Origin of the sequence: Sorangium sp. So ce131, assembly GCF_051519095.1 — a bacterium.
GTDB lineage: Bacteria > Myxococcota_A > Polyangia > Polyangiales > Polyangiaceae > Sorangium.
Genome location: NZ_CP150455.1, coordinates 9,202,601 through 9,227,936 on the forward strand (window position 1 = coordinate 9,202,601; position 25,336 = coordinate 9,227,936).

The following is a 25,336-nucleotide window of genomic DNA, read 5'->3' on the forward strand; positions in this document are numbered from 1 at the left end:
GCGCCGTCAGCGCCGCTCGTAGGAGGCCACCAGCGTCCGGTACGGGAAGCTGAACGTGCTCTTGCCCGCGAGGTCCGGGTGGGTCGTCGCCAGCTCGCGGACCTCGCTCAGGACCGAGTACCGCTCCTGCACGGAGAGCGCGGCGATGTAGCTGATCGAGGCGGCGCGCTCGAGCAGCCCGTCGATGTCGAGCTCCTGCATGTGGGTGAACTCGCGCTCGCCGAGCGGCGCGAAGAGGCGCGTCTCGGCGAAGGACCGGCGCCACGCCCCGATCCTGTGGACCGGCGCGTCGCGGCCATAGCGATCGAAGATCTGCGAGAGGCGCGCGACCCAGTCGACGCGCTCGTCCCGGAGGTTCCAGAGCAGGGCGAGGCGCCCCGTCGGCCGCAGCACGCGGTGGATCTCGGCGAGCGCCAGGTCGCCGTGGAACCAGTGGAACGCCTGCGCCGCGACCGCGGCGTCGACCGTCGCGTCCGCCATCGGGATCGCCTCGGCCACGCCGTCCACCACGGTGGCGGACGGGACCATCTGCATCAGCTTGCGGCGCATCCCCTCGACCGGCTCGAGCGCGATGAGCCGGGCGCCCGTCGGCACGAGCAGGCGCGTGAGCTTGCCGGTCCCGGCGCCGAGATCGATCACGGTGCTCGAGGCGTCGATGCGCAGCGTGTCGCGGAGCAGCTCGAGCGCGACGCGCGGATACCCGGGCCGCCCCTTCTCGTAAGCGTCAGCCGCGGTCGCGTAGCCCTGAGCAGCGAGGCGATGGACGGTCATAAGCTGCATCCGCTCGGCGTGGAGGTGACGTTGCGCAGCGCCGGAGCGACCACCCACCCCGACGGTCCCGTCGAGACAACCTACGCAACCGCGCGCCCGGTTGGAAGTGGGTTGTCGCTCAAAATGCGCATCACGTTGCCCCGCAGCAGCTTGCCAATCGCGCGCTCGCTGAGGCCGGCTCGAAGCAGCGCATCCGTCAAGAGCGGAAGGTGCGCGGCGTCACGGAGATCGCGAGTTGGAACGATGAAGCCGTCCCAATCGGACCCGAGGGCCGGGGTGTCCTCGCCGGTGACGTTGATGATGTGGAGGAGGTGCTTGACCACGGGCTCGAGCCCGTCTCCGCCGAGGTACTGCGGACAGAAGATGATCCCGATGCACCCTCCCCGATCGGCGACGGCGCGGAGCTGTTCGTCATCGATGTTGCGCCAGTGTGCGAACGCGCCGGCGACGCCGGTGTGGCTGACGATGGGCGGGCGGCGCGCGAGCGCGCAGGCCTCGAGGAAGCCGGCCCGGTTGATGTGGGCGAGGTCGACGATGACGCCGAGGTCCTCGGCGCGGCGCACGACCTCGCGTCCGAACGGGGTGAGGCCGTGGCCGTCCTTGCGGCCTCGGCCGAAGGCGGGGTACGCCGCGTCGTTGGCGCTGAAGTGGCAGAGCCCGAGGTACCGGACGCCGCGCCGGGCGAAGCGCTCGAGCGTCTCGAGCTCCCCTTCGAGCGCGTGTGCCCCTTCGACCCCGAGCAGCGCCGCGACGGCGCCGCGGCCCCTCGCCGCCTCGATGTCCTCGACGGTCCGCGCCTTGACCAGGCGCCCTGGTTGCGCGCGGATGGCCTGCTCCAGCAGATCGATCTGATCGTCGATGACGGCGGCGAGCCCGCGCCGCTGCCCGATGGGCAGCGACACCAGGCCGAAGAACTGCGCGCCGACGCCGCCCTCGACGAGGCGGGGCACGTCGACGTGCCCGCCCAGGGCGGCGAACGGCAGCGGCGGCTCGTGGCGCTCCTGCAGGTCGTAGCCGACCCAGCGCGACCACATCAGGCTGTCGGCGTGGAGGTCGATGGCGGGGAACTGCGCGTGCAGCGCGCGGGCTTCGGGGCTTCCGTGCATGCCCTCGAGGCTAGTCGAGCCCCGGCCGTCTGGCAGCGGCCGCGGCGGGGTCCTCACGGGCTCGTCATCTTGAGCCCGAGGAGGGACACGATGAGCAGCCCGAGGAAGCCGAGCCGCGCGGCCGTGGCGGGCTCGTCGAAGAAGAGGACGCCCGTGATCGCCGCCCCGGTCGCGCCGATCCCGGTCCAGACGGCGTACGCCGTGCCGATCGGCAAGGTCCGCGCGGCGACCGCGAGGAGGTACACGCTCGCGGCGATCGCGGCGATCGTGAGCGCGCTCGGCAGCGGCCGGGTGAAGCCCTGCGTGTACTTGAGCCCGACCGCCCAGCAGACCTCGAGCAGGCCTGCCAGGACCAACACCAGCCATGACATGACGACCCTCCGTGATGCGGGTGCGTCGTCTTATCCTGACCGGGTACGGCGCGTCTCGTCCGGGGCGCTCTCCTCCCGGGGAGCGTCACCGGAGACGCTAGCAGGACGGTCGAGCCGCGCAATACGAGCGAACACGGCTCTCTTGCGACGCTCTTACGGCTCTCTTGCGGCTCTCTTACGACGCTCTTACGGCTCTCTTACGACGCTCTTACGGCTCCTCTTCGCCCTGCGTCACGAAGCGCGCCGCCGCCTCGCTGATCAGCGCCTCCGCCCGCTCGTTGATGTACTCCTCGATCGCGGTGTATCCGGACGGCATCACCTGGCTGTGGTCGGTTCCGCTCGCCGGGTCCAGCCCGTGCGCGCGCTCCCACGCGTCCGGCATCCCGTCCTTGTCGCCGTCGGCGGGGGCCGTCCCGGGGCGGAGTCCCTCCATCAGGTTGTTCACGTAACGCGCCCCCCACGCGCCGTCGCGGCGCTTCGTGTTCTCCACCACCCCTCTCGTCACGACGTCGTGTGGCAGCGCCCCCGCCTGCGCAAGGACGAGCGGGGTTACGTCCTCCGCGCGGTGCGTCGTCACGCGGGCGTACCCTGGCACCTCGCGCGCGAAGTCGAACTCCGTCGTCGCGCGGTACGACTCGGGTTTGTTGAGCCGGCTGAAGCTCGGGTGGGCGTACGGCCTCTGCCATGGATTGCTCACGACGCCCGTGAAGTTGCCGGGATCGTCGATGTAGTTGTCGGCGAGGAAGTACTTGAGGTTCGCGCCGGCGCTGCCGTCGAAATAGAAGGGGATCAGCTGGTCGCTCGGCCCCTTGATGTAGGTGTTGCCCACGATGTTGAAGTGCCCGCTCGCCGCGTTGTGGTGAACGAACCCGTGCCTCACGTTGTAGGCCACGTTGTTGCGGATGTCGGCGGGCCCGTTCGCGACGGCGGGGCACCTCGCCTTGTGGTGGGCGAACAGGTTGTGGTGAATCGTGATCCGGTGTCCGTCGGGCCCGTTGATCAGCCCGTAGTTGTGCGCCCCCTCCGGGTGCCCCGTGGTCGCTGACGACTCGATGGTCGACCACTGGATCGTCACGTCGTCCGCCTCATAGAGATCGACGGTCTCGTCCACGCCCCAGGCGATCGACACGTGATCGAGCATCACCTTCGAGTTCAGCGAGAACTGCGCTCCGTCGAACTGCTCCCCGGCCGAGCCCGTGTGGACGGGCCGGACGCGCAGGAATCTTACAATGATGTTGTTCACCGAGCTTGAGTACCTGGAGAGCAGGCGTCCGTGCACGGTGATGCCCGCGCCCGGCGCCGTCTGTCCGGCGATCGTCACGTCTCCATTCCGTACGACGATGTCCCCCTCGATCACGCCGCTCACGTCGAAGACGATGATGCGCGGCCCGGTCGCGTCGAGCGCGGCCTGGAGGCTCCCCGCCCCGCTCGCGCGGAGGTTGGTGACCTTGATGACGCGCCCGCCGCGCCCTCCCGTCGCGACGGCCCCAAACCCTTCTGCGCCGGGGAATGACGGCAGCGCGCTGGCCGGCGCCGCCGCTGCGCTGATCGCCAGCGCCGCCGCGACCACACACCCGAAGCGCCGAGCGCCCTGTGCTCCGATGGAAGAACAAGTAGGAAGAGTTGTCATGACGTCTCGCTCCCCTTTCGTACGTCTCTGACCGCAAGCGGTAGTGAGATGACCCTAAAGACATCTCCCATCGATTGCAAACGCTAATTGCCAGCCTGTACGACAGGGCACATCAAAACCACTCACGCAAATTCAACTCGCCAACCAGACACCCCTCAATCTATCCTGCGCTCGCAGCGCCCGAGCGGGCTCATGGCATCACCGCAGACTCCCACCCTCGACGACATCAGGCCCAAATCCCGAGCAAAACAGCGCCACAACAAAACTACACACCCCACCTCATCGAGCCCTCGACTCCCGCCGATCTCCAAGCCCCCTTATTCATCCTCGACTCCCACCCATCGGGTCGACCGCCCCTCCCCTCATCCCCCCAAGACCCAAGACGCACGCGCCGGGGGGTGGGTCCGCGCGCGCCGACGTGGCGCGGGTGGGCGCGATCGAGCACCGACCGAGGTGCCATAAGGCTTCAGGGCGCTCCACGCTGCAGGCGCGCCTTATGTGGCGCGCACCATAACGTCCCAGCCGGCATGACCCGAAGGGAGACATGCCGGGCGGTGTCCCATGCGCAAGCTCCCCCGCCCCAGTCTTGCCGATTGGCGAGCGCCCACCCGCGCCACGTCGGCGCGCGCGGACCCACCCCCCGGCGCGTCCGACTTGGCTCTACCGCGCCTTCTCGTACCGTCCTTCGACGGCCATCAGGTAGTCGGCCACGGCCTGCCGCATCCCGACCTCCAGCGCGTGCGCCGTCAGGTAGTGTCCGATCGACACCTCCTGGATCTCCGGCGCTTCTTTCACGAGCGGCCCCAGGTTCTCCGCCGTGAGGTCGTGCCCCGCGTTCACCCCCACCCCCGCCGCCGCCGCCGCCTTCGTGGTCGCGACCACCTTGTCGAGCTCCGCGCGGTAGTCCCCGCGCTCGAACGCCTGCGCGTACGGCCCTGTATAGATCTCGATCCGGTCCGCCCCCACCTCGGCGACCGCGGCCACCACCCCCGGATCCGCCTCCACGAAGAGGCTCGTCCGGATCCCCTCTTCCTTGAGCCGCTTCACGACCGGCTGGAGGAGGAAGCGCCACTTCGCGACGTCCCAGCCGCGGTGCGAGGTGACCTCCCCCGGCGTGACCGGGACCAGCGTGCACTGGGTCGGCCGGAGCTCGAGCGTGAGGTCCAGGAACTCTTCCCGGATGTCGCCCTCGAAGTTCGTCTCCACGGTCGTGATGTGGCGAGTCACCGCCCGCGCGTCGTCCGGCGTGATGTGCCGCCGATCGGCCCGCGGGTGGACCGTGATGCCGTGCGCCCCGTAACCGACGATCTTCTGGGCGAAGGCGAGCACGTTCGGCGCGTCATGCCCCCGCGAGTTCCGCAGGAGCGCGATCTTGTTCACGTTGACGCTGAGCTTCATCGGATCCTCTCGCCGGGTGGTGCGTGGCCTTCGGGGCGTCGCTATACACGATCGACGCCCGAGCCGCATGGCGCCGCCGCTCCCCGCGCCGGCGCCCCCCGCGCCCGGCCGTCGGCCCTGACGGCAGCCCTCGTGGAGGCGCCCGCGCGGCCGCCCGCCCCCGGGCGTGTTCGTGAGGGCCGCCGCCCGGCCTATCGGCTACAAGCCCGTCGCCATGGACTTCTTCGCGACCGCCGCCAAAGGCACCGAGCCCGCCCTCCGCGACGAGCTCCGCGAGCATCACTTCCGCGGCGTCCGCGCCGACCGCGGCGGGGTCCACTTCGCCGGCGCGATCGACGAGGGGTTCCGCGCCTGCATCGAGCTCCGCACCGCCGTCCGCGTGCTCGCCGAGCTCGCCTCGTTCGACGCGCCGAGCGGCGACGCCCTGTACGACGGCGTCGCCGGCGTCGACTGGGCCCCTTACCTGAGCCCGGTCCACACGCTCGCCGTGCGCGCCTCCTGCCGCTCGAGCGCGCTGACCCACACCCAGTTCATCGCCCAGCGGACGAAGGACGCCATCGTCGACCAGATCCGCCGCCGCGTCGGCGCCCGCCCCTCGGTCGACCTCGAGGACCCCGACCTCGCCCTCTTCGTCCACCTCGTCCGCGACCGCGCCACGCTCTACGCGGATCTCGGCGGCGCCGCGCTCCACCGCCGCGGCTACCGCACGCACATCGGCGGCGCGCCGCTCAAGGAGACGCTCGCCGCCGCGCTGCTCCGCCTCTCCGGCTGGGACCGCGCCCGCCCCCTCGTCGATCCGATGTGCGGCGCCGGCACCATCGCCCTCGAGGCCGCGCTCTGGGCGCGGGACATCGCCCCCGGCCTGCGCGCCCAGCGCTTCGGGTTCGAGCGGTGGGCCTGCCACGATCAGGCGGCCGCGCAGCGCGCGACCGCCCTGCGCGACGCCGCCCGCGCGCGGATCCGGCCCGGCGGCCCCCCGATCCTCGCCGCCGACATCGATCCGCACGCCGTCGACACCACGCGCGGCAACGCCCGCATGGCCGGCGTCGAGATCGAGGTCCGCTGCCAGCCGGTCACCGCGCTCTCGAGGACCGAGCCGCCGGGCCACGTCCTGACGAACCCGCCCTACGGCGAGCGCCTCCCCGGGACGTCGGCGCTCTACCGCGACATGGCGGCCGCGTTCTCGCGGCTCGCCGGCCACCGCGTCGCCATCCTCGCCGGCACCGAGGACATCGAGCGCGCGATGCGCCGCCGCCCCGAGCGCTCGCTCACCGTGTTCAACGGCCCCATCGAGTGCCGGCTGCTCACGTACGACATCCCCTGATCGCCGCGCCGCGATCTCCGCGCCCGCGCGCCCGTCAGAGGAGGCGCATGAGGAGGACCATCGCCGCCGCCGTGAGGATCATCCCGGCGACGAAGCCGATGATCAGCCCGCGCTTGCCGGCGAGCCAGCTCGCCTCCGGCGCGGTCGCCGGCGGCCTCTGGGACGCATGGGGAGCGACCGGCGCCGCCGAGCGCCGCTCGCCGGGCGCCCCCGAGCGCCGATCGCCGATCGGGCTCCGCGACATCACGGTCGAGGCGAGCTCCAGCGGCACCGGCGCCGCGCTACCGGCGGCGCTGCTCGCCTGATCTGCCCCCGGCGCGCTCCCGGCGAGCTCTGCGCTCGTCGCGCCCGGCCCCCCGCTCACCGCGCCGGGCCACCCGGGCCCCGACGCCTGGAGCTCGCCGGGCTGCGCCGTGGGCTGCTGGCTGTCGATCGGGTCGTAGGGCGAGGCGATCCGGAGCGTGGCCGCGACGCGCCGGGATCTCCGGTCCCACGCGGCGGCCGCGCCGGCGTCGAACTGCGGGCTCTGCGGCGTCACCGGCGGCGCGGCCGGCGCGGAGTCGATGCGCACCAGGCCGATCTCGGCCCGCTTCTCCGGCGTGCCCAGCCCGAAGTCCTCGGCCGAGCGGAGCGTCGCCTTCACGTCGCGGCCCGGCGGCGTGATGTCGAGCTCGTCGCCCTCGTCGTACGAGGCGGTCTGGACGCGGACCTTCGCGGGGGCCATGAGCTCCTCCCGGCGGACCATCGTGAGCGTGCTGTCCTCGTCGCTCGGATCGTCGAACGAGCTCGACCCGGCCAGGCCGTTCCCGGAGAGCAGCGCCTCGCTCTCGCTCTGCGACCAGGAGGGGAGCTGCAGCGAGATCTCCGGCACCGACTCCCCTGCCCACCGCTGCGGCGGAAAGCCGACGGTCGAGTCCGCGCCCGGCGCGTCGAGGGTCAGCGGCAGCTCCGCCGGCGGCGAGCGGAGCAGCACCGGCGGCGGCGGCCTCGGGTCGGGACCGCTCGAGCCGGACACGAGCGTCCGGGCCGACTCGATCGACACGTCCGCCATCGCCTCCAGCGCCGCCAGCACCGCGGCCGTGGGCTGCGGCGCGCTCGGCTCCGGCGGCAGCGTCGAGTCCGGCGCCCGCGCCGGCAGCACCTCGCGCGGGAGCAGCGAGCTCGGCTGCCGGCGCGAGATCGGCCCCAGCCCCACCGCCGTGTCCGGCAGGTCGACGAGCAGGCTCCGCAGCGCATCGCCGAGCTCGCGCGCCGTCTGGTGCCGGTCCACCGGCAGCTTGGCGAGCGCCTTCACGATCAGCGCCTCGAGGCGGCGATCGATCCCGGGCGCGCTGCCGCTCGGCGCCGGCACCGGCGCGTGGATGTGCAGCGTCGCCGTGTGGAGCGGCGTCTCGCCCTCGAACGGCAGCCGCCCCGTGACGAGCTGAAACAGCAGCACCCCGCACGTGTAGAGGTCCGCCCGCGGATCGATCGGCAAGAGCCCGCACTGCTCGGGCGACATGTATGCCGGAGTACCGATAAAGGTCCCCGCGCGCGTGACGACGGACATGGGATCGAGGTGCAGCTCGGCCTCGTCGCTGGATGAGACCGTATCGAGGATCTTGGCGATCCCGAAATCGAGCACCTTCACCCGCTCGCCGTGGGGGTGCGAAGGGTCCGCGATCACCATGATGTTCTCGGGCTTGAGATCGCGGTGCACGACGCCCATTTCGTGGGCCACCGCGAGCGCGTCACACACCTCGGCGAGGATGCGGGCCGCCCGCGCCTGGCCCACGGCGCCGTGGCGCTCCAGCAGCACGTAGAGGTCGTCCCCTGCGAGCAGCTCCATCACGATGTAGCTGAGCGCACCTTCCACCCCGTACTCGTAGATCTTGACGGAGTTCGGGTGCTTCACGCGCGCGGCGGCCTTCGCCTCCCGTTGGAACCGCCGGACGAACGCGCGATCGGCGGTGAACTCCGGGTTCATGATCTTGATCGCCACCCGGCGGGGCTCGGCGTCGCGCTCGGCGACGAAGACGCTGGCCATCCCGCCCTCACCGAGGAAGCGCGTGATCGTGAACCGCCCGGCCACCTTCCGGCCGAGGAGAGCCTCCTGCCTCATGCGCCCGGCACCCGCCGGCGGCCGCGCCGATCGCCCGGGAAAGCGCGGCGGCCAGCGATGTCCGCGCGCCTACGCGACCCGCGCCGTCGATGCGAGGGGGAGTCCACGCGGCGACCATACCAAAGAACGTGACAGCGGACGACTTGTCGGCCCCCAGCGGTCTCGGCAGCCCGGGAGGCGCAGCGCCGGCGCGCCCGCGCCCCGCCGCGCCCGCCGCCGTCACCCCGGCAACGCCGCCCGCCCCCGGGCTCATCGGGCAGCAGTTAACTCTTTAACGCCACCCCCGGTGCAAATGTGCGACAGGTGCTTAACTTATCGAAAGAGCTAGCCGTCGAGGGTTGGCAGCGTTCTTGCCTGGGGGGTTTTGCCTCGCGACGCGCCGCGTGCGCCGCGAAGGGCCGGCTTGTGCATCGGTCTCGACAGGCAGCTTCCGGAGGATCGTTGATGAATCGAATTTGTAAGCGTGCGGTGCTTCTCGGCGCCACCGCGCTGACCGTCATCGGGGCGGGCTGCGCGGAGGAGCGGGACGGCATCGACAGGGTGCAGAAGAACGCGCTCCCTAAGTCGTTCTTTGTCGGGGACGATCTGAAGGACATCGCAGACGACCCCGAGTTCTACATGCGCGGGACGATCGTCGACGTCGGGTACGGCGCGGCCCAGGACGGCCTCTTCACGTCGACCTACGCGCAGCCCGTCTCCCGGATCAAGTGGGAGATCACCGAGAACCAGCTCAACGCCCGGCTCGCCTACGAGCGCATCGAGGGGACCGACGGCAAGGGCAACTCCTACAACGGGCTCACCAAGAAGGCGACGAACGACGGGCAGATCGTCGCGAGCTACGCGATCGAGTCGCACTTCGACATCATCCACGAGTACAACCCGACGACCGGCGAGGAGTCGAACGTCCGCGTCGAGAACACGACCGACCGGCCCTGGTACGAGCGTGAGCACATCCGCGTCGACTGGTCCCGCAACCTGGCCACCGACGCCTACAACTTCGACACGCTCTCGCAGCTCGGGCTGTACGGAGGGGTCGAGTACGAGCCGCTCGCCTACTACGTCAGCGAGGAGGACGGCGAGCCCCACGCCGACGCCCCGCACTTCGACGCGGAGAAGAAGAGCTACTTCGACGTGACGACGAAGGCGTTCGCCACGCCCGCCATGCTCGACCTCTCGAGCCTCGGCTGGGGCATCGACAAGTACCCGGCCTGCATGCTCCCGGGCGACTTCGCCGGCGGCACCGACCCGTACGGCAACTGCAACCCGGTCGAGATCACGATCCGGCACTCGTTCAAGAAGGTCGTCGACACCGACTACGAGCCGGTCGATTTCGACGGCGTCCGGTTCCAGGCGTTCGGCATCTTCAACTTCGACTACCGCTACGGCTACGAGCGCAACTACGGCCTCGTGGACAACCAGTGGCGGCGCTTCGCGGCCCGCTACAACCTCTGGGAGCGCAGCCACTACTACGCGAACCCGGAGACGATGGAGGGCGCCGTCGCCTGCGCGACGAAGGAGACGACCGCCAGCGCCGGCCTGCTCGCCGACCCGAACCGCGACGAGAACAAGGACGGCACCGCGGACGAGTGCGAGGCGGTCACCGCCGCGGCCGGCCCGGGCTCGCAGTGCGACGTGTACAAGCAGAAGTGCACGCTCCCGTACGCCGAGCGGCAGGCCGTCACCATCCCCTGGTACATCGGCGGCAACACGTCGGAGGACCTCTTCGAGGCGACCAACTGGGCCGCCGAGGAGTGGGACCTCGCGATGAAGACGGCGATCCAGACGTCGCGCCTCGTCGAGTGCAGGAAGACGGGCGGCGAGGGCTGCGAGGCCAAGTTCCCGATGTGGAAGGGCCAGCAGGACGACATCGACGAGGCGATCGCGATCTCGCGCGACCTGAACGCGTGCCGCCGCGCGAGCGGCTGGGACGCGGCGCAGTGCGACGAGGCGGCCAGGGCGGCCGTGGCGGATCTCTCGGCCCGGCGCGGCAACGACCAGGCGACGCTCGCGATCGGCGCCGTCGCGACGATGCCGTCCGTGATCGTGCTCTGCCACAACCCCGTCGTCGCGGGCGATCACCCCGCGTGCGGCGACGAGGGGCTCGCCCCGCGGCTCGGCGACATCCGCTACAACAGCGTGCTCATCATCGACAAGCCGCAGACCCCCTCGGCGTGGGGCATCATGGTCGACGCCGACGACCCGATCACGGGCGAGAAGGTGGCCGCCAGCATCAACATCTGGAGCCACGTCACCGACAGCGCGGCGCAGCAGCTGCTCGACCTCGTCCGCTACATCAACGGCGAGCTCCCGACCTCGGAGATCACCGAGGGCAAGTACATCCGCGACTGGGCGCAGGCGAGCCGCGTCGCGGGCGGCGGCCAGGCCCCCGCGATGACGAAGCAGGAGGTCACCTCCCGCCTCGCGAGCGCCACGAAGCTCGACCCCGAGCAGTACAAGCAGCTCGTCCAGCAGGGCGCGTCCTCCCAGCTCAAGGCGGTGCTCAAGCCGATGAAGGCCCAGCTCGCCGACGTCGCGGTGCGCTCCGACGTCGCCTCCCCGCAGCAGGCGGTCGTCGCCTCGCGCATGAGGGCGGCCCGGGGCAGCCTCGCCGAGGCGGAGCTCATGAACCCGGCGATGCTGCAGCGCTCGGGCATCCCCGCCGGCATGCCGGTGGAGGGCCCGCTCGCCGCCGCCGCCTCGCCGCTCGCGATGAACAACCCGAAGGTGCAGTCGCAGCTCCGCCGCATGCACGACAACGCGCTCGCCGAGCGCGGCGCCTGCATCCTGCACGAGGCGCCCGAGGCCTCGGCCATGACGGGCATCGCGGAGGCGCTCCGCGAGAAGTTCCCCGTCGGCGAGAACGAGACGGCCGCGGAGCGGCAGGGGCGGTACGAGCGGATGTTCAAGTACATCCAGCGCCGCTACCAGTACGCGGTCATCGCGCACGAGATGGGGCACTCCGTCGGCCTCCGGCACAACTTCGTCAGCACCTACGCCTCGCTCTTCTTCCGGCCGCAGTACTGGCAGCTCCGGACGAACAACGGCAAGGTCAAGACGCCGTGCGAGGGTGAGGCGGGCGAGAACCCGGAGCAGTGCGTCGGCCCCCGCTACTTCGACCGGCTGACGGACGAAGAGCAGAAGAACATGATCTGGATGTTCCAGCACTCCACGGTCATGGACTACCCGGGCGACGTCTCGCAGGACCTGGTCGGCCTCGGCGCCTACGACTTCGCCGCCGCGCGCTTCTTCTACGGCGACACGGTGAGCGTCTACGACAACGGCGACCGCAACTACCAGGCCGGCGGCAAGATCGGCGGCGGGATCCTCGCGGCGACCGACAGCTTCGGCGGCCTGGCCGGCATCAAGTACGGCACGTACGCGAAGGGCGACGACAGCGTCACGGACTTCCACTACTCGCAGCTGCAGGCGCAGTACAAGCTCATCGACAACTGCTACGACGTCCCGACGACGCCGCCCGCGAGCTGGAACGAGGCCGTCGACGGCAAGTGGCACCAGGTGGCCGACGGCGGCATCGTCACCGTCGGCGGCGAGACGAAGCGCTGCCGCCAGCAGCCGGTCGATTACGTCGGCTGGAAGCAGCTGCGCAAGCCGCAGCAGGGCGAGACCTCGCTCGAGAGCTTCCGCGGCGGGCCGGCCGTCGACCCGCAGGGCCGCGTCCGCGTGCCCTACGCGTTCGCGAGCGACAACTGGGCCGACACGGGCAACGTCTCCGTGTTCCGCCACGACAACGGCGCCGATCCGTACGAGCAGATGATGTTCCTGATCACCTCGCAGGAGAACAGGCACATCTTCGACAACTTCCGGCGCAGCCGCACGACGTTCAGCATCCGCGCCGCCGCGGATCGTTCGTACAGCCGCTACAACGAGAAGCTGCTCGGCATCGCCGGCGGGATCGGGTTCTTCGGGACGATCTACCAGGATCTCGCGACGAACCAGGGCCTGTCGTTCGACAGCCTGTGGCCGCTGCTCGTGGACGGCAGCCTGCAGGAGAACGTCATCGCCGCGACCGTGGCGTTCGACCACTTCGCCAGGCAGCTCTCGCGGCCTGAGGAGGGTCCGCACTACCTGCGCAACGTCGAGGCCTACGTCTCGACCGACCCGTGGTCCGAGTGGGGCGTCCTGCGCTCGGAGAAGGACGGCGACGACTACGGCGCCGCGACCGACTTCAGCGGCTTCGGCGGCACGACGAACAGCCCCGTGCTGGTCCAGATCCCGAACGGCTCGACCGGCTACATGAAGGACATCGGGTTCGGCGGCCACCCGCTCGAGAACGCGAACTCGGAGGAGAACGGCGACTTCGACACCGACTACACGATCAACGCGGGCAGCTACTACGACAAGATCAACGCGGCCATCCTGCTCTCCGAGTCGGAGGACCGGTTCGTCAGCAGCTCCCGCCGCGACTTCTACGACGCCCGCTTCCGCGCGGTCGGCATGGCCGACGTGCTGCCCGACGGCTACCGCCGCCTGATCGCGAACGCGCTCACCGGCGACCGCTCGCTCCTCGCGCCTCGCCTCGAGGCCGACGAGAACGGCAGGCCCGTGCTCGACGCGCAGTCGACGGATCCCGATCCGCTCGCGAAGGAGTTCCCGGCGCGCCCGATGGGCTGGGTGAGCTGGTGGCCGACCGAGGGGCCGAAGGTCTGCTTCCCGACCGACGGCAAGAACCTCTGCACGAACTACCTCGGCGGCGACTTCAACCCGGAGGAGGTCAACCGGACCATCGCCGTGGATCCGCAGGTCGGCTGGGAGGTGCAGAAGTTCCTGATCGCCTGGACGCTCGCGTACATCCCCGCGAACGGCAAGACGAACTGGCTCGACATGATGCGCGTCTACCGCCTCGGCACCGACTCGGACCCGGGCTTCGAGCAGCGCATCGAGTGGCAGGATCCGACGTCCGGTCAGGTCTACTATGCCCGCACGTACGGCATGGAGTGCCTCTTCGGGGCCGGCGCGGACAGGACGGCCTGCGAGGAGTCCGGCGGCAAGTGGGTGCAGAAGGGCATCGCGGCCCGCGTGCTCGAGTACGCCAACTTCCTGACGGCGAAGGGCTACGAGCTCGATCCGGAGTACGACGGCAGCTTCGTCCAGGGGGATCCGGCGTACACCGCCGGGTACGGACGCGGCTTCAACAAGTACGGCCGCGCCATGGTCATGCACCACCCGGACGGCACCGCGGTCATCGTCCCGGATCCCGCGGTCAAGGACCTGAACCCGAGGAACGGTCAGCTGGAGCCCGTGAAGCCGTGCAATCAGGGCAACGACCCGCCGTGCACGCAGCTCACCATCTACAAGAACCACTACGCGTACGAGCTGAAGGGCTACAAGTCGGTCCCCGACTACATGCTCCAGATGATGGCTCAGTTCGGCCTCGCCCTGCCTGACCAGCTCGGCGTGTTCCCCGACTGATCCACGCCTCGCTGCGCCGGGGCCCCGCGGGCGGGGCCCCTCCCCTCTCAGCTCCCCCCCTCTCAGCTCCCCCCCTCTCAGCTCCCCCCCTCTCAGCTCCCCCCCGCTCACAGCTCTCCCTCCCAGCATCCTGAGCCTGCGCAGGCAGCACCCTGCGCAGGGCGCCCTCCGGGCCGAGCGCCTGGACCGATCGCGCCGGCGGCGTCCCGGAGGCTCCGCCAGGGCGCGCTCCAGGGTGTAAAGTTCCAGGGCTACGTCTTTTTCCTCATCCCCGCCCCGCTGCGCCCTCCACCGCAACGCGCCCCGCGCGCCGCGGTTACCCCGCCGCTTTCCAGGTCGCACCGGCCCCGTGACCGCATTACGCTTCACGGCGCGGCGCGCGCCGCGGCATGGCCCTCTCCCCCGCCCTCCCCTCCATCGCTCCAGCGCAGCGCGCGGACGCGCGGGCCTTCGCGGCCTATCTCATCGAGCATGTGGCCGAGTCCGGCCGCCGCGGCGCGCCCCATTTCGCCGTCGCGACGTCGCTCATCCCGGAGGAGGTCGAACAGAACGCGCTCGACCGCTGGAGCAAGGCGCTCGACGAGCCGCTCTGGGGGCGGGCCTGGCTGCTCCGGTCGAGCGACCTGCGGCCGCGTGTCATCGGGCACATCGAGCTGCGGGGCGGCCGGGTCCGGGCGGAGGGCCACCGCGCCGTGGTCGCGATGGGCATCCTCGCCCCGTACACCGGGCAGGGGCACGGCCGGCGCCTGCTCGAGACGGCGATCGCCTGGGCCCGCGACAAGGCGGACCTCTCGTACCTCGACCTCGGCGTCTTCTCCAACAACGAGCGCGCCAGGCGGCTCTACACGCGGATGGGCTTCGTCCCGGTGGGCACCCGCGAGGACGCGTTCCGGGTGGACGGCATCATCCTGGACGACATCCAGATGACGCTCGCGCTCCACGGCCCCGCCACCGGCAGATGACACTCGCGCTCCACGGCCCCGCCCCCACGTGCCGGCCGTACATGCGTGGGGGCGCTGGACGGGGGCGGACGCGCCGGTTGAACGACGCGCCCTTGCCAGCCGCCTCGCCCGCCGCGCGGCGCGCCCCTGACGGACGCCGCATCCGCCGAACCGCACGCCCCTGACGGGCCGCCGCTGGCCCGGGGCGCGGGCAGGCGGGGCTCCGGCGAGCGGTCAAGGGTACCCATCGCCGCGCAGATGGGTCATGACGATGCCGCCGTCCCGGGCCCTGCCTGCCGATCCGGCCATTCGCCATCCGACGGCGCGCGGGCTGCCCGCGGTCGCCGTACCTCAGCCCGCCGCAACCGAAGGCCACCATGCTCCGCTCGCCGCTCCTGCCGATCTTCCTGACCGTCTTCGTCGACGTCCTCGGCATGACGCTCGTCCTGCCGCTGCTTCCTTTCTACGCCGAGCACTTCGGCGCCACGCCGCTGGTCGTCGGCATGCTCGCCGCGAGCTACGCGGTCTGCCAGCTCGTCTCCGGGCCGATCCTCGGGCGGATCTCCGACCGGGCGGGCCGCAAGCCGACGCTGCTCGCGAGCCAGCTCGGCACGTTCGTCGGCTTCCTGGTGCTCGGCTCCGCGGGCTCGCTCTGGATGCTGTTCCTGGGCCGGATCATCGACGGCCTCACGGCCGGCAACCTGACGATCGCGCAGGCGTACATCAGCGACGTGACCCGGCCCGAGGAGCGCACCAAGGCCTTCGGCCTGATCGGCATCGCCTTCGGCGGAGGGTTCCTGCTCGGCCCGGCCATCTCGGGGTTCCTCGCGCACCGGTTCGGGTATGCGTCCCCCGCCTACGGCGCGGCGGCGCTGTCGCTGACGTCGATCCTCCTGACGGCCGCGGTGCTGCCCGCGAAGCCGCGCGTGCCGTCGGCCTCGCCCGACGCGCCCGCGACCGCGTCCGCCCGGCCGGCGCCGATGGGCCGCGGGAACGCCTTCCGCCGGTTCTTCGACCGGCCGCTCCCGCGCCGCCGGCTGCTCGAGTTCTTCGCGTTCTCCCTCTCGTTCTCGACGCTCATCGGCGGCCTCGCGCTCTTCCTCGAGCGGCGCTTCCAGTTCGACGTCGAGAAGACGGGCTACCTCTACGCCTTCTCCGGCCTCATCGGGGGGAGCATCCAGGGCGGCCTGATCGGCCGGCTGGCGAGGCGGTACGGCGAGGAGCGGCTCGCGCTGATCGGCTTCGCCTCGATGGTGGCCGGCTACGGCCTGCTCGGCGTCGCGTACAACCTGCCCACGCTGCTGCTGCTCGTGGCGGTCGCGGCCTTCGGCGCGGCGGTGGTGCGGCCGAGCATCGCCACGCTGCTCACGAAGAGCGTGGGCCGCGACGAGCAGGGCGCGGCGCTCGGCGTGAGCCAGTCGCTGGCGAGCATCTCGCAGATCGTCGGCCCCATCGGCGCCGGCTGGCTGATCGAGCACCGGGCGCTCGCGGCGTACGGCCTGATGGCGGCGAGCTTCGCCGCCTGCGGCATCTTCCTCGGCCTGCAGAAGATCCCCGCGGGCGAGCCGGTCGAGTCCTGAGCGGCGCGCTCAGGCGCGCGCGCTTCGTTGAGGGCGCGCGCGCTTCATTGAGGGCGCGCGCGCTTCATTGAGGGCGCGCGCGCTTCATTGAGGGCGCGCGCTCAGGCGCGCGCGCCCCTCACGAAGGGCAGGACGGCCTCGACGAGCGGCGGCGCGACGTCGGCGGGCTTCCTCGGGTTGTACCACGCGAACGGCTCGACGAGGCGCGACGGGCGCAGGCCGAGCCTGCCGCGCGAGCACTCCACGAGCAGCGACAGCGCCCCGTGGCGCTCGTGCAGCCAGTCGATCTCGAGGCCCGCCTTCCGGATCCACCAGGCGAAGCGGACGTACGACATGGCGCGGTACGGCCGGCGGTCCGCGGCGCGCGCGATGCGCAGGGCGAAGGCGCGGTGCTCGACGGCGTCGGCGACCGGCCAGCGGCGGTTCGCGGGCGGGTACAGCACCGCGCCGCCGGCGCTGTGCAGCGAGAGGGCGCGGTCGATGCGGCGCGAGGACAGCGCGTGCGCGAGGGCCTCGACCTCCGGCTCGCTCGCCGGGCGGCTGCCGGGCGAGACGACGAGCCCGATGAGGCGCTGCACGAGGCCGCGCTCGTACCAGCCGGCGTCGAAGTTCCGGTTGAGATCGACGCCGCGGGCGTTGCCGCGCACGTACCGGTGGCGCCCGGCGCGCAGGTTCATCTCGACGCGGAGCAGGCCGTCGGGGTTCACGATGGGGACGGCGAAGATCGACCGGTCGCCGAGGTCCTCCGCGGCGAGGCGCTCGAGCAGCGCGAGGTGGGCCTCGACGCCGATCCACTCGAGCGGGTGGATCCCCGAGAGGATGACGGTCGTCCGCGCGCGCTCGCGCGGCCCGGCCCCGCCGGTCCTCTCCCCTCCCGGCGGGCCGAAGCGCCCGGTCCGTTCGTTCGCTGTCGAGGTCGCGCCGTGGCCTGGCGCCGGCTCGTCCGCGCCGCCGCCGTGCGCGCCGTACGCTGCTGAGCGGCCGGCGCCGTTGAGCGAGCGCCCTTCACCGTGGGCAGGCAGCGCCGCCGAGCCCACCCCTCCACCTTCCCGGTAGCCGACGCCGCCGACCGGGCTGCCCGCGCCGAGGTGCACGGCGAACAGCGGCTCGCCGCGGACCGAACGTCCGATGAGCGACAGCCGCGCCCCGCGATCGGCGAGCCGGTCGAGCGCCTCGAGCAGCTCTCCGTACCCGCGGTAGGCGCCGAGACCGCGGCGATCGAGCAGCCGCGACAGGGGCGTTCGACGGTGCACGAAGAGGGCGGCCCTCAGGGCTGCCCGGCCTTGCTCTCCCGACCCCTGATCGGACTTCGGCATGCAGGGCTCACCTTTACCCCAGACAGCGGGGATCATAGAGCATTGGTCGCGCCTTCGCCGCTTCGGATCAGGCCAATTCCGGATTACGGTGACAGCGGGCACACCGATGGACTTCGATGACAACGGCTGGGTGGTGGGACGGATAGAGCCGCTGCCGACGAGCCATGGCTGGTCGCTGCTGTCCCCGGAGCCGGAGGCGCGGATCGACGAGCACCGCTGGGCACACCAGGCGCGCGCCTTCTTCGGCGCGGAGCTCACGCTCGTGCAGAAGAAGGTGTACCCGTCGGGCTCGACGCCGATGGTCGACGCGGTGGAGGTCGACGTGGCCAAGGCGGGCGGCGCGCCGAGCCGGGTGCTCGTGTTGACGGTGCCGCTGGATCGCGCGCCTGCGGTGAGGGCGGCGGCCGCGGCGGGGGTGCGCGCGATCGGCGGGGCCGGGTTCGACGCGCTGCTCGCGCGCGCGCGGAGGGCCTGGCAGGTGCGCGAGCCGCCGGTCGCCGGCGGCGACGCGCGCGCGCCGCTCGCGCTGGCCGCGGTGCTCGCCGCCGTGCTGCTCGCGCCCGTGGTGCCGCCGGGAGAGGCGACCATCTTCGGGGTGAAGGGGGCGCGCGAGCGGCTCGAGCGGCTCGGCTGGCGCTGAGGCCGCGCGGCGCAGCGACGTTGCTTTCGCGCCCACAGCCCTCATCGGCTACGAGCTCCGCCACCCCATGTCGTCGATCGCACCCCGGCTCGTCCCCAAGGCCACGCTCGCCGACCTCGAGGCGCTGCCGCCGACCTGGCCGCCGTTCGACGCGCTGGAGATCGATCTCGCCGCCTGGTGGGAAGGCATCGCACTGGAAGAGACGCCGGAGCGGTAGCGGGGCCCGCCCGCGCGGGGCCCACCTCGCCGCGGGGCGCGCGCCGCGGCGGGTGAAGGTGGCGCCCCGTCGCGCCCGTGGCGGCTTCCGCGCGCGCTTGTACTAGCTTGCGCGCCGTGCGCTCCCGCTTCCCGCTCGTGGCCGCCCTGTTCTTCGTCTCCGGGGCGACCGGCCTCCTCTACGAGGTCGCCTTCTCCAAGCTGCTCGCCTACGTCTTCGGCGCCACCGCCTACGCGGTGAGCACGGTCCTCGCCGCCTTCATGGGCGGCCTCGCGCTGGGCGCGCACCTCGGCGGCCGCCACGCCGCGGCCGCCCGCCGCCCGCTCGTCGTCTACGGCGTGCTCGAGGCGATCGTCGGCGCCATCTGCGCCGTCTCGCCGTTCCTGTTCGAGGCGCTGACCTCGGCCTACGTCGGCGTCGTCCGCGCCGCGCCGGACTCGCTCGCGCTGCTCACCGCCGCCCGCGCCGCGCTGACCGCCCTGGTCGTCGTCGTCCCCACGGTCGCGATGGGCGCCACGCTCCCGGTCCTCTCGCGCATCCTCCGCGCCGGCGCCGCCGCCGGGGGCTCGCTCCCCTCCGAGCACGACGCCGCGCGCCGCCTCGCCGCGCTCTACGCCATCAACACGGCCGGCGGCGCGGCCGGCGCGCTCTCGGGCGCCTACGTCGTCCTCCCGCACCTCGGCATCCGCGGCGCCCTCTGGTCCGCGGCCGTCGCCAACCTCGCCCTCGGCGCGATCGCCGTCGCCGCCGGCCTCCGCGGCCCGGCGCCCGGCCTCTCCGAGGCCGCCCCGACGCAGCCCGCGGCGGCTCGCTCCCCGGGGTCGCACGCCCCGGGCGCCGCCCCCACCGCGACCACCCCCACCGCGACCGCCCCCACCGCGACCGCCCCCGCCGCGACCGCCCCCGCGGAGCCGCCGTTCCTGCTCGCCGTCGCGTTCGCGTCGGGCTTCCTCGTCTTCGCCGCCGAGGTGATCCAGACGCACCTGCTCGCGCTCCTCATCGGCAACAGCGCCTACGCCTTCGGGCTGATGCTCGCCGTCTTCCTCGTGTGCCTCGCCGCCGGCGCCGCGCGCTCGCCCGCCTTCGCCCGCCGCCACGGCGAGGGCGCGCTCTGGCGCGGCCTCGTCGCCGCGGCCCTCTCGCTCGCCGCCACCATCCCGCTCTGGGACCAGCTCCCGTGGATCTTCGCCTTCGCCGGCAACCACGTCCACGGGTGGGCCGGCCGGGAGGTCTGCCGCGCCCTCGCCGCGCTCGCGATCCTCGCGCTGCCCACGTTGTGCATGGGCGTCACCTTCCCCCTGCTGCTCGCGCGCGCCGCCGCGCACGCGGACGTCGCCGCGCGCGTCGGCAAGCTGACCGCCGCGAACACCCTGGGCACGATCGCCGGTTCCATCGTCACCGGTTACCTGATCCTGCCCGCGCTCGGCTCGGAGCGCGCCCTCCTCGCCGTCGCCCTGGCCTTCGCCGTCATCGCCGTCCTCACCGCCGCGCGCACCGGCGCGGATCTCCCGCGCGCCCTCGCCATGGCCGCGGCCGCGGCCGCCCTCGCCGCGCTCTCGCCCCGCTGGGACATGGCCCGCCTGACGAGCGGCGCGAACGTCTACTTCGCCATGGGCCCGCGGCCCGAGCGCATCGACTTCGTGCGTGAGGACGTCCACGGCGGCGTCACCACCGTCGCCCACCGCGCCGGCATCACCACCATGTACACGAACGGCAAATTCCAGGGCGACGACGGCCCGGAGATGACGGCGCAGCGCCGGTTCGCGCACTTCCCCTCGCTCTTCGTCCGCGACCCGCGCGCCGCGCTCGTCATCGGGCTCGGCACGGGCACGACGACCGGCACCCTCGCGGCCTACCCCTTCGAGCGCATCGACGTCGCCGAGATCTCCCCCGCGATCGTCGAGGCCTCGCGGCGCTTCTTCGCGGGCCCGAGCCTCGGCGCCCTCGACGACCCCCGCGTGCGGCTCTCGCTCAACGACGGCCGGAACGAGCTGCTCGTCGCCCAGGACCGCTACGATCTCATCGCGATCGAGCTCACCAGCGTCTGGTTCGCGGGCGCCGCGAGCCTCTACAGCCGCGAGTTCTACGAGCTGGCCCGGTCGCGGCTCACCCCGGGCGGCGTCCTCCAGCAATGGGTGCAGCTGCACCACATCCGGCGGCGCGAGCTCGCTGTCGTCGTGCGGACGATGCGCAGCGCCTTCCCGCACGTGGCGCTGTTCGTGGGCGGCGCGCAGGGCATCCTGGTCGCGAGCGCCGAGCCGCTCGTCGCCTCCGCGGCGCGCCTCACCGCGCTCGAGGCGCGCCCCGCGCTCAAGGCGACGCTCGCCGGCGCCCAGCTCGCGGATCTGCTCGGCGATCTCGTGGCGTCCGGCGAGGACCTCGACCGTCTCATCGCCGACGCGGCCGAGGACGGCGGGCCGATCGTGTCCACGGACGACAACCTCTACCTCGAGTACGCCACGCCGAAGGGCAACGTGCTCCCGTACGGCGCGTCGCTCGACGCCTCGCTCGCGCTGCTGGAGCGGTACCGGACGCGGGCGCCCCGCGCGCGGCACCTCGCCCCGTGAGGCCGCTCAGCCCCCGCCCGGAGGCGCGCCCTCTTTCGCCGGCGCGCCCTCCTTCGCCGGCGCGGCCGGCGCGGTCGGCTCGACCGGCGGCGCCGCCTCGCCCGGCGGCTTGATCTGGACCGGCTTGATCTCGTCGCCGGTCGCCACGAACGCCTTGCGGGGCGGTGGCGCCGGCCGCCTCGCGGCCTGCTCGTCGCGCAGCTTGCGCTCCTCGCGGCTCAGCACCTCGAGCGCGAGCCCGCCCGCGTACGGGTCCTTGCCCAGGAAGGGGCGCCCGTTCACCTCGGCCACGTGGAACTCGACCCGGCGGTTCTCGCTGCGCCCCGCCGCGATCTCGTTCGGCCCGAGCGGCCGCGACTCGCCGAAGCCGACCGCGATGAGCCGGATGCTCTCCACGTCGTGATCGACGAGCCAGTCGGCGACCGCGACGGCGCGCTTCGCGCTGAGCGCCTGGTTGTGCTCCTCGCTCGCCCGCGCGTCGGTGTGCCCCTCGATCCGCAGCCGCGTGACCTCGGGGTGCTCCTTGAGGAACTGGAGCAGCGTCTCCAGCGTCTTCTCGCTGCCCGGCCGGATCACCGCCTTGTTCGCGTCGAAGACGATCTTGCCTTCGATGTAGACCTGGCTCTCCCCGCCCTTCTCCGACCACGGCTTCTCCGGGTACCAGCGCGGGAGCGCGCGCTGCTCCTCGGCGCGCGGCAGATCCCGCGGCGGCAGCCGGTTGTCCCCGCACCCCTGGCCGGCCTGCGCGGCGGCGATCGCCGCCGCGACCGCGAACGGCATGGCGGCGCGCCCTGCCTGCTTCCTCTTCGGATCCATCTCGCCCTTAGCGTGTCAGAACCGGCGCTCGAACCGCAAGTAACCTGGCGGAGGCGGGCCGGAGGCGGCCCGTCGGAGCGCGCCGCCCGCGCCGCCCGCGCCGCCCGCGCCGCCCGCGCCGCCCGCGCCGACCGGCGCGCCGGGCGGCGTGTGGTAAGGAAGCGTCGCCATGTCCGCGCCGTCCATCACGCCCGAGGGCCCTGCCGTCGATCCCAAGCTCGCCGGGCTGCGCTCCCGCCTCCGGGAGCTCGGCTCCGTCCTCGTCTGCTACTCCGGGGGGGTCGACAGCGCCTTCGTCCTCGCGGTCGCCCACCAGGAGCTCGGCCCGCGGGCCGTCGGGATGACCGCGGTCTCCCCGAGCCTCGCGCCGGCCGAGAAGGAAGAGGCCGTGGCCATCGCCCGCCTGATCGGCGCCGACCACCGGCTGGTCGAGTCCTCCGAGATCGAGGACCCGCGCTACGTCGCGAACAACCCCGACCGCTGCTTCCACTGCAAGAGCGAGCTCTACCGGATCGCGGCGCGAAAGCGGGCCGAGTGGTCGCTCGCGGCGATCCTGAACGGCACCAACACGGACGACCTCGGCGACTACCGGCCCGGCCTGGAGGCCGCGCGCGAGGCGGGCGTCCTGAGCCCGCTCGTCGAGCTCGGCTTCAGCAAGGCCGACGTGCGCGCCGGCGCCGCCCGCGTCGGCCTGCCCATCTGGGACAAGCCGGCCGCCGCCTGCCTCTCCAGCCGCATCCCCTACGGCACCAGCGTCACGCGCGAGCGGCTCGCCCAGATCGGCGGCTTCGAGGCGGCGCTGCGCGGCCTCGGGTTCCGCCAGGTCCGCGTCCGGTACCACGACGAGCTCGCGCGCATCGAGCTCGACGCGGGCGAGCTCCCGCGCGCCGCCGAGCCGCCGGTGCGCGCCGAGATCGTGGCCGCCGGCAAGCGGCACGGCTTCCGGTACGTGACACTCGACCTCGGCGGCTACCGGATGGGCAGCCACAACGAGGTCCTCGTGGGCCGCGCCCTCAAGATCGTCAGCTGACCGCGCGGCCAGCGTGCCGCGCGCGGCGCGCGAGGAAGGTCAGAGCAGCGTCGCGTGCGCGGCCCTCGCGCGCTCGTCCCGCTCCTTCAGGTGGTCGAGGATGATCACCGCGGTCTCCTCGATGGCGCGCCCGGTGACGTCGACCACCGGCCACTCCGGGTGCGCGGAGAAGAGCCGGCTCGCGTACTCGAGCTCCTGCCGGACGTGCTCGCGCATCGCGTAGTTGGTCTCGGCGGGCATCCCGAGCTGACGCAGTCGGGCCTGGCGGATCTCGCAGAGCTGGTCGATCCCGATCGTCAGGCCGATGATCCTGTCCTGCGGCGCCTCGATCAGCTCGATCGGCGGCGGGACGCCGAGCACGAGCGGGAGGTTCGCGACCTTGAGGCCGCGCTGCGCGAGCAGCGTCGAGAGCGGCGTCTTCGACGTCCGCGAGACGCCGACGAGGACGATGTCCGCCTTCCTGAAGTTCCGCGGCTCCTTGCCGTCGTCGCTCTTCACCGCGAACTCGACCGCCTCGATGCGCCGGAAATACTCCTCGGTGAGCGGGAGCATCGCGCTCGGCAGGTTGATCGGCTCCCGGTCGAGGAACGTGCCGAGCCGGACGATGAGCGAGCCGATCAGGTCGATCGCCTCGATGTTCAGCTCGGCCGTGGTGGCGTGCACGAACTCGCGCAGCTCGGGGCTCACGACGGTGAACACCACGAGCGCGCCCTCCCGCGCCGCGCGCTCGAGCACCGGCCGCGCGGTCTCCGGCGTGCGCACCCGCGTGTGCAGGCGGATCTGCACGCCCGCCTGCGGGTACTGCAGCAGCGCGGCGCGCACGGTCTTCTCCGCCGTCTCTCCGGTGGAGTCGCTCAGGACGTCGATGAACTTCGGCTTCTCCATGTCCGATGCTCCCGTCGCCATCTCGGCGGCCCGGGCAGCGAGGCAGGGCTCGTGCCTCGACGCGCTTCGCGCCGCGGAGGATCACTCGGCGGCGCGCCGCACGTCAACCAAACAGCCCCTTGAGCTTGTCCATGAACGAAGCCTGCTGCGGCTGCACGTTCTCGCCGAGCTCCTTCGCCAGCTGGGAGATGAGCTCTTTCTGGCTCGCGGTGAGCTGCGTCGGCACCTCGACGCTCACCTCGACCAGCTGGTCGCCGCGCCCGCCGACGACGCGGCGCGGTATTCCCTTGCCCTTGATCCGGAGCACCGAGCCCGGCTGTGTGCCCGGCGGGATCCGCAGGCGGCCCTTGCCGTCGAGGGTCGGGATCTCGAGGTCGCCGCCGAGCGCCGCGCGCGCGAACGAGATCGGCACGGCGCAGACGATGTCGTCGCCGACGCGGCGGAAGAACTCGTGCGGCGCGACGCGGATGGTGAGCTCGAGGTCGCCCGGCCCGCGGTCGGGGCGGGCGACGTTGCCGCCGCGCTCCACGAGGCGCGTCGCGCCGTTCTCCACGCCCGCGGGGATGGTCACCTCGATGGTCTTCTGCTTCGCGGCGAGGCCGGCGCCGCGGCACGTCCTGCACGGGTCGGTCACGATCCGGCCCGTGCCGCGGCACCGCCCGCAGGGGCGCTCGATCGCGATCGGGAGCATCCCCTGCTGCATGCGGACGCGGCCGCGCCCGCCGCACGCCGCGCAGCGCTCGGTCGCCGCCCCGGGCGCGGAGCCCGAGCCGGCGCAGTCGCTGCACGCCTCGACGCGATCGTAGGTGATCTGCTTGGTGCAGCCGAACGCCGCCTCCTCGAAGCTGATCCGCACCTCTTTCTGCAGCGTCCCGCGGTCGCCCACCCGGATGCCGAGGGCGCCGAGCAGGTCGCCGAAGATGGCGTCGAGGTTGAGGTCGTGCATGTCGAACGGGACGCCCTGGACCCCCGAGCCCGCGGCGGCGCCGACGGCGGCGGGGCCGAACCGGTCGAACGCCGCGCGCTTCTGCGGATCGCTCAGGATCTGGTACGCGGCGTTCAGCTCCTTGAAGCGGACGTGCGCCCCCTGATCGCCCGGGTTCTTGTCGGGGTGGTGCTGCGCGGCGAGCCGCCGGAAAGCGCTCTTGATCTCGTCCTGCGTGGAGGAACGCTCGACGCCCAGTACCTCGTACGGATCGCGCACGAGGTGCGA

General features: G+C 72.4%; 19 protein-coding genes and 1 riboswitch. Of the genes, 8 read left to right on the plus strand and 11 right to left on the minus strand.

Annotated elements, in window-relative coordinates; translation table 11 throughout:
* Positions 1-6 precede the first annotated feature (6 nt).
* From WMF43_RS33205 to WMF43_RS33225, 5 genes are all read right to left on the minus strand, one after another.
* A complete protein-coding gene (locus WMF43_RS33205) occupies positions 7-771 on the minus strand; it encodes a class I SAM-dependent methyltransferase (protein WP_437670931.1) in 765 nt (254 codons plus the stop codon).
* Between the two features lie 80 nt (positions 772-851).
* On the minus strand, positions 852-1,877 hold the full coding sequence (locus WMF43_RS33210) for a dipeptidase (RefSeq protein WP_437670932.1): 1,026 nt from the start codon (positions 1,875-1,877) through the stop codon (positions 852-854).
* A 53-nt stretch (positions 1,878-1,930) separates the two neighbouring features.
* On the minus strand, positions 1,931-2,248 hold the full coding sequence (sugE, locus tag WMF43_RS33215) for a quaternary ammonium compound efflux SMR transporter SugE (RefSeq protein WP_437670933.1): 318 nt from the start codon (positions 2,246-2,248) through the stop codon (positions 1,931-1,933).
* A 19-nt stretch (positions 2,249-2,267) separates the two neighbouring features.
* Positions 2,268-2,338: riboswitch (guanidine-III (ykkC-III) riboswitch) on the minus strand.
* Between the two features lie 118 nt (positions 2,339-2,456).
* On the minus strand, positions 2,457-3,818 hold the full coding sequence (locus tag WMF43_RS33220; RefSeq protein ID WP_437670934.1) for a pectate lyase family protein: 1,362 nt from the start codon (positions 3,816-3,818) through the stop codon (positions 2,457-2,459).
* Positions 3,819-4,538: 720 nt separating this feature from the next.
* Positions 4,539-5,276 carry a pyridoxine 5'-phosphate synthase gene (locus tag WMF43_RS33225; RefSeq protein WP_437670935.1) on the minus strand — a complete coding sequence of 246 codons (738 nt, stop codon included), beginning with the start codon at positions 5,274-5,276 and terminating at the stop codon, positions 4,539-4,541.
* 214 nt (positions 5,277-5,490) lie between these two features.
* Between WMF43_RS33225 and WMF43_RS33230 the strand changes: the two genes are divergently transcribed.
* The gene (locus WMF43_RS33230; protein WP_437670936.1) at positions 5,491-6,600 is read left to right on the plus strand and encodes a THUMP domain-containing class I SAM-dependent RNA methyltransferase; all 1,110 of its coding nucleotides are present in this window, start codon (positions 5,491-5,493) and stop codon (positions 6,598-6,600) included.
* 34 nt (positions 6,601-6,634) lie between these two features.
* Here WMF43_RS33230 and WMF43_RS33235 read toward each other — a convergent pair whose 3' ends face one another.
* A complete protein-coding gene (locus WMF43_RS33235; protein ID WP_437670937.1) occupies positions 6,635-8,701 on the minus strand; it encodes a protein kinase domain-containing protein in 2,067 nt (688 codons plus the stop codon).
* 444 nt (positions 8,702-9,145) lie between these two features.
* Here WMF43_RS33235 and WMF43_RS33240 point away from each other — a divergent pair, with 444 nt between their 5' ends.
* The 3 genes from WMF43_RS33240 (at position 9,146) to WMF43_RS33250 (ending at position 16,652) form a co-directional block, all read left to right on the plus strand.
* The gene (locus WMF43_RS33240; protein ID WP_437670938.1) at positions 9,146-14,131 is read left to right on the plus strand and encodes a hypothetical protein; all 4,986 of its coding nucleotides are present in this window, start codon (positions 9,146-9,148) and stop codon (positions 14,129-14,131) included.
* A 389-nt stretch (positions 14,132-14,520) separates the two neighbouring features.
* Complete coding sequence (locus WMF43_RS33245) at positions 14,521-15,093, plus strand: N-acetyltransferase family protein (protein ID WP_437670939.1); 573 nt, start codon at positions 14,521-14,523, stop codon at positions 15,091-15,093.
* Between the two features lie 356 nt (positions 15,094-15,449).
* Complete coding sequence (locus WMF43_RS33250; protein WP_437670940.1) at positions 15,450-16,652, plus strand: MFS transporter; 1,203 nt, start codon at positions 15,450-15,452, stop codon at positions 16,650-16,652.
* A gap of 101 nt (positions 16,653-16,753) precedes the next feature.
* On the opposite strand, the gene WMF43_RS33255 is transcribed toward WMF43_RS33250, so the two are convergent.
* Positions 16,754-17,968: a M14 family metallopeptidase gene (locus tag WMF43_RS33255; protein WP_437670941.1), complete on the minus strand. Its 1,215-nt coding sequence runs from the start codon at positions 17,966-17,968 to the stop codon at positions 16,754-16,756.
* Positions 17,969-18,074: 106 nt separating this feature from the next.
* Here WMF43_RS33255 and WMF43_RS33260 point away from each other — a divergent pair, with 106 nt between their 5' ends.
* From WMF43_RS33260 to WMF43_RS33270, 3 genes are all read left to right on the plus strand, one after another.
* Positions 18,075-18,608, plus strand: coding sequence for a hypothetical protein (locus WMF43_RS33260; protein WP_437670942.1), 534 nt, complete (start codon positions 18,075-18,077; stop codon positions 18,606-18,608).
* Between the two features lie 67 nt (positions 18,609-18,675).
* A complete protein-coding gene (locus tag WMF43_RS33265) occupies positions 18,676-18,825 on the plus strand; it encodes a hypothetical protein (RefSeq protein ID WP_437670943.1) in 150 nt (49 codons plus the stop codon).
* 116 nt (positions 18,826-18,941) lie between these two features.
* Positions 18,942-21,392, plus strand: a complete 2,451-nt coding sequence (locus WMF43_RS33270) for a fused MFS/spermidine synthase (protein WP_437670944.1) — start codon at positions 18,942-18,944, stop codon at positions 21,390-21,392.
* Between the two features lie 6 nt (positions 21,393-21,398).
* On the opposite strand, the gene WMF43_RS33275 is transcribed toward WMF43_RS33270, so the two are convergent.
* Both WMF43_RS33275 and WMF43_RS33280 read right to left on the minus strand, forming a co-directional pair.
* A complete protein-coding gene (locus tag WMF43_RS33275; RefSeq protein WP_437670945.1) occupies positions 21,399-22,208 on the minus strand; it encodes an OmpA family protein in 810 nt (269 codons plus the stop codon).
* Between the two features lie 15 nt (positions 22,209-22,223).
* Positions 22,224-22,379, minus strand: coding sequence for a hypothetical protein (locus WMF43_RS33280; RefSeq protein WP_437670946.1), 156 nt, complete (start codon positions 22,377-22,379; stop codon positions 22,224-22,226).
* Here WMF43_RS33280 and larE point away from each other — a divergent pair.
* A complete protein-coding gene (larE, locus tag WMF43_RS33285; protein WP_437670947.1) occupies positions 22,378-23,238 on the plus strand; it encodes an ATP-dependent sacrificial sulfur transferase LarE in 861 nt (286 codons plus the stop codon). The two genes, WMF43_RS33280 and larE, sit on opposite strands and share 2 nt — an antisense overlap.
* Before the next feature lie 39 nt (positions 23,239-23,277).
* Here the strand turns inward: larE and WMF43_RS33290 are convergent, their stop codons facing one another.
* Positions 23,278-24,123 (minus strand): pyruvate, water dikinase regulatory protein, encoded by an 846-nt coding sequence (locus WMF43_RS33290; RefSeq protein ID WP_437670948.1) that lies wholly within the window; start codon positions 24,121-24,123, stop codon positions 23,278-23,280.
* 103 nt (positions 24,124-24,226) lie between these two features.
* Entirely contained in the window at positions 24,227-25,327 is a 1,101-nt protein-coding gene (dnaJ, locus tag WMF43_RS33295; RefSeq protein ID WP_437670949.1) for a molecular chaperone DnaJ, read from the minus strand.
* Between the last annotated feature and the right edge of the window lie 9 nt (positions 25,328-25,336).

Bases quoted from the DNA above. Each gene is read 5' to 3' on its own strand.
- WMF43_RS33250 (WP_437670940.1), top strand. From the start codon at position 15,450: ATGCTCCGCTCGCCGCTCCTGCCGATCTTCCTGACCGTCTTCGTCGAC.
- WMF43_RS33255 (WP_437670941.1), bottom strand. From the start codon at position 17,968: ATGCCGAAGTCCGATCAGGGGTCGGGAGAGCAAGGCCGGGCAGCCCTG.
- WMF43_RS33275 (WP_437670945.1), bottom strand. From the start codon at position 22,208: ATGGATCCGAAGAGGAAGCAGGCAGGGCGCGCCGCCATGCCGTTCGCG.
- larE (WP_437670947.1), top strand. From the start codon at position 22,378: ATGTCCGCGCCGTCCATCACGCCCGAGGGCCCTGCCGTCGATCCCAAG.
- WMF43_RS33280 (WP_437670946.1), bottom strand. From the start codon at position 22,379: ATGGCGACGCTTCCTTACCACACGCCGCCCGGCGCGCCGGTCGGCGCG.
- WMF43_RS33235 (WP_437670937.1), bottom strand. From the start codon at position 8,701: ATGAGGCAGGAGGCTCTCCTCGGCCGGAAGGTGGCCGGGCGGTTCACG.
- WMF43_RS33230 (WP_437670936.1), top strand. From the start codon at position 5,491: ATGGACTTCTTCGCGACCGCCGCCAAAGGCACCGAGCCCGCCCTCCGC.
- WMF43_RS33210 (WP_437670932.1), bottom strand. From the start codon at position 1,877: ATGCACGGAAGCCCCGAAGCCCGCGCGCTGCACGCGCAGTTCCCCGCC.
- sugE (WP_437670933.1), bottom strand. From the start codon at position 2,248: ATGTCATGGCTGGTGTTGGTCCTGGCAGGCCTGCTCGAGGTCTGCTGG.
- WMF43_RS33205 (WP_437670931.1), bottom strand. From the start codon at position 771: ATGACCGTCCATCGCCTCGCTGCTCAGGGCTACGCGACCGCGGCTGAC.
- WMF43_RS33290 (WP_437670948.1), bottom strand. From the start codon at position 24,123: ATGGAGAAGCCGAAGTTCATCGACGTCCTGAGCGACTCCACCGGAGAG.
- WMF43_RS33245 (WP_437670939.1), top strand. From the start codon at position 14,521: ATGGCCCTCTCCCCCGCCCTCCCCTCCATCGCTCCAGCGCAGCGCGCG.
- WMF43_RS33240 (WP_437670938.1), top strand. From the start codon at position 9,146: ATGAATCGAATTTGTAAGCGTGCGGTGCTTCTCGGCGCCACCGCGCTG.
- WMF43_RS33265 (WP_437670943.1), top strand. From the start codon at position 18,676: ATGTCGTCGATCGCACCCCGGCTCGTCCCCAAGGCCACGCTCGCCGAC.
- WMF43_RS33225 (WP_437670935.1), bottom strand. From the start codon at position 5,276: ATGAAGCTCAGCGTCAACGTGAACAAGATCGCGCTCCTGCGGAACTCG.
- WMF43_RS33260 (WP_437670942.1), top strand. From the start codon at position 18,075: ATGGACTTCGATGACAACGGCTGGGTGGTGGGACGGATAGAGCCGCTG.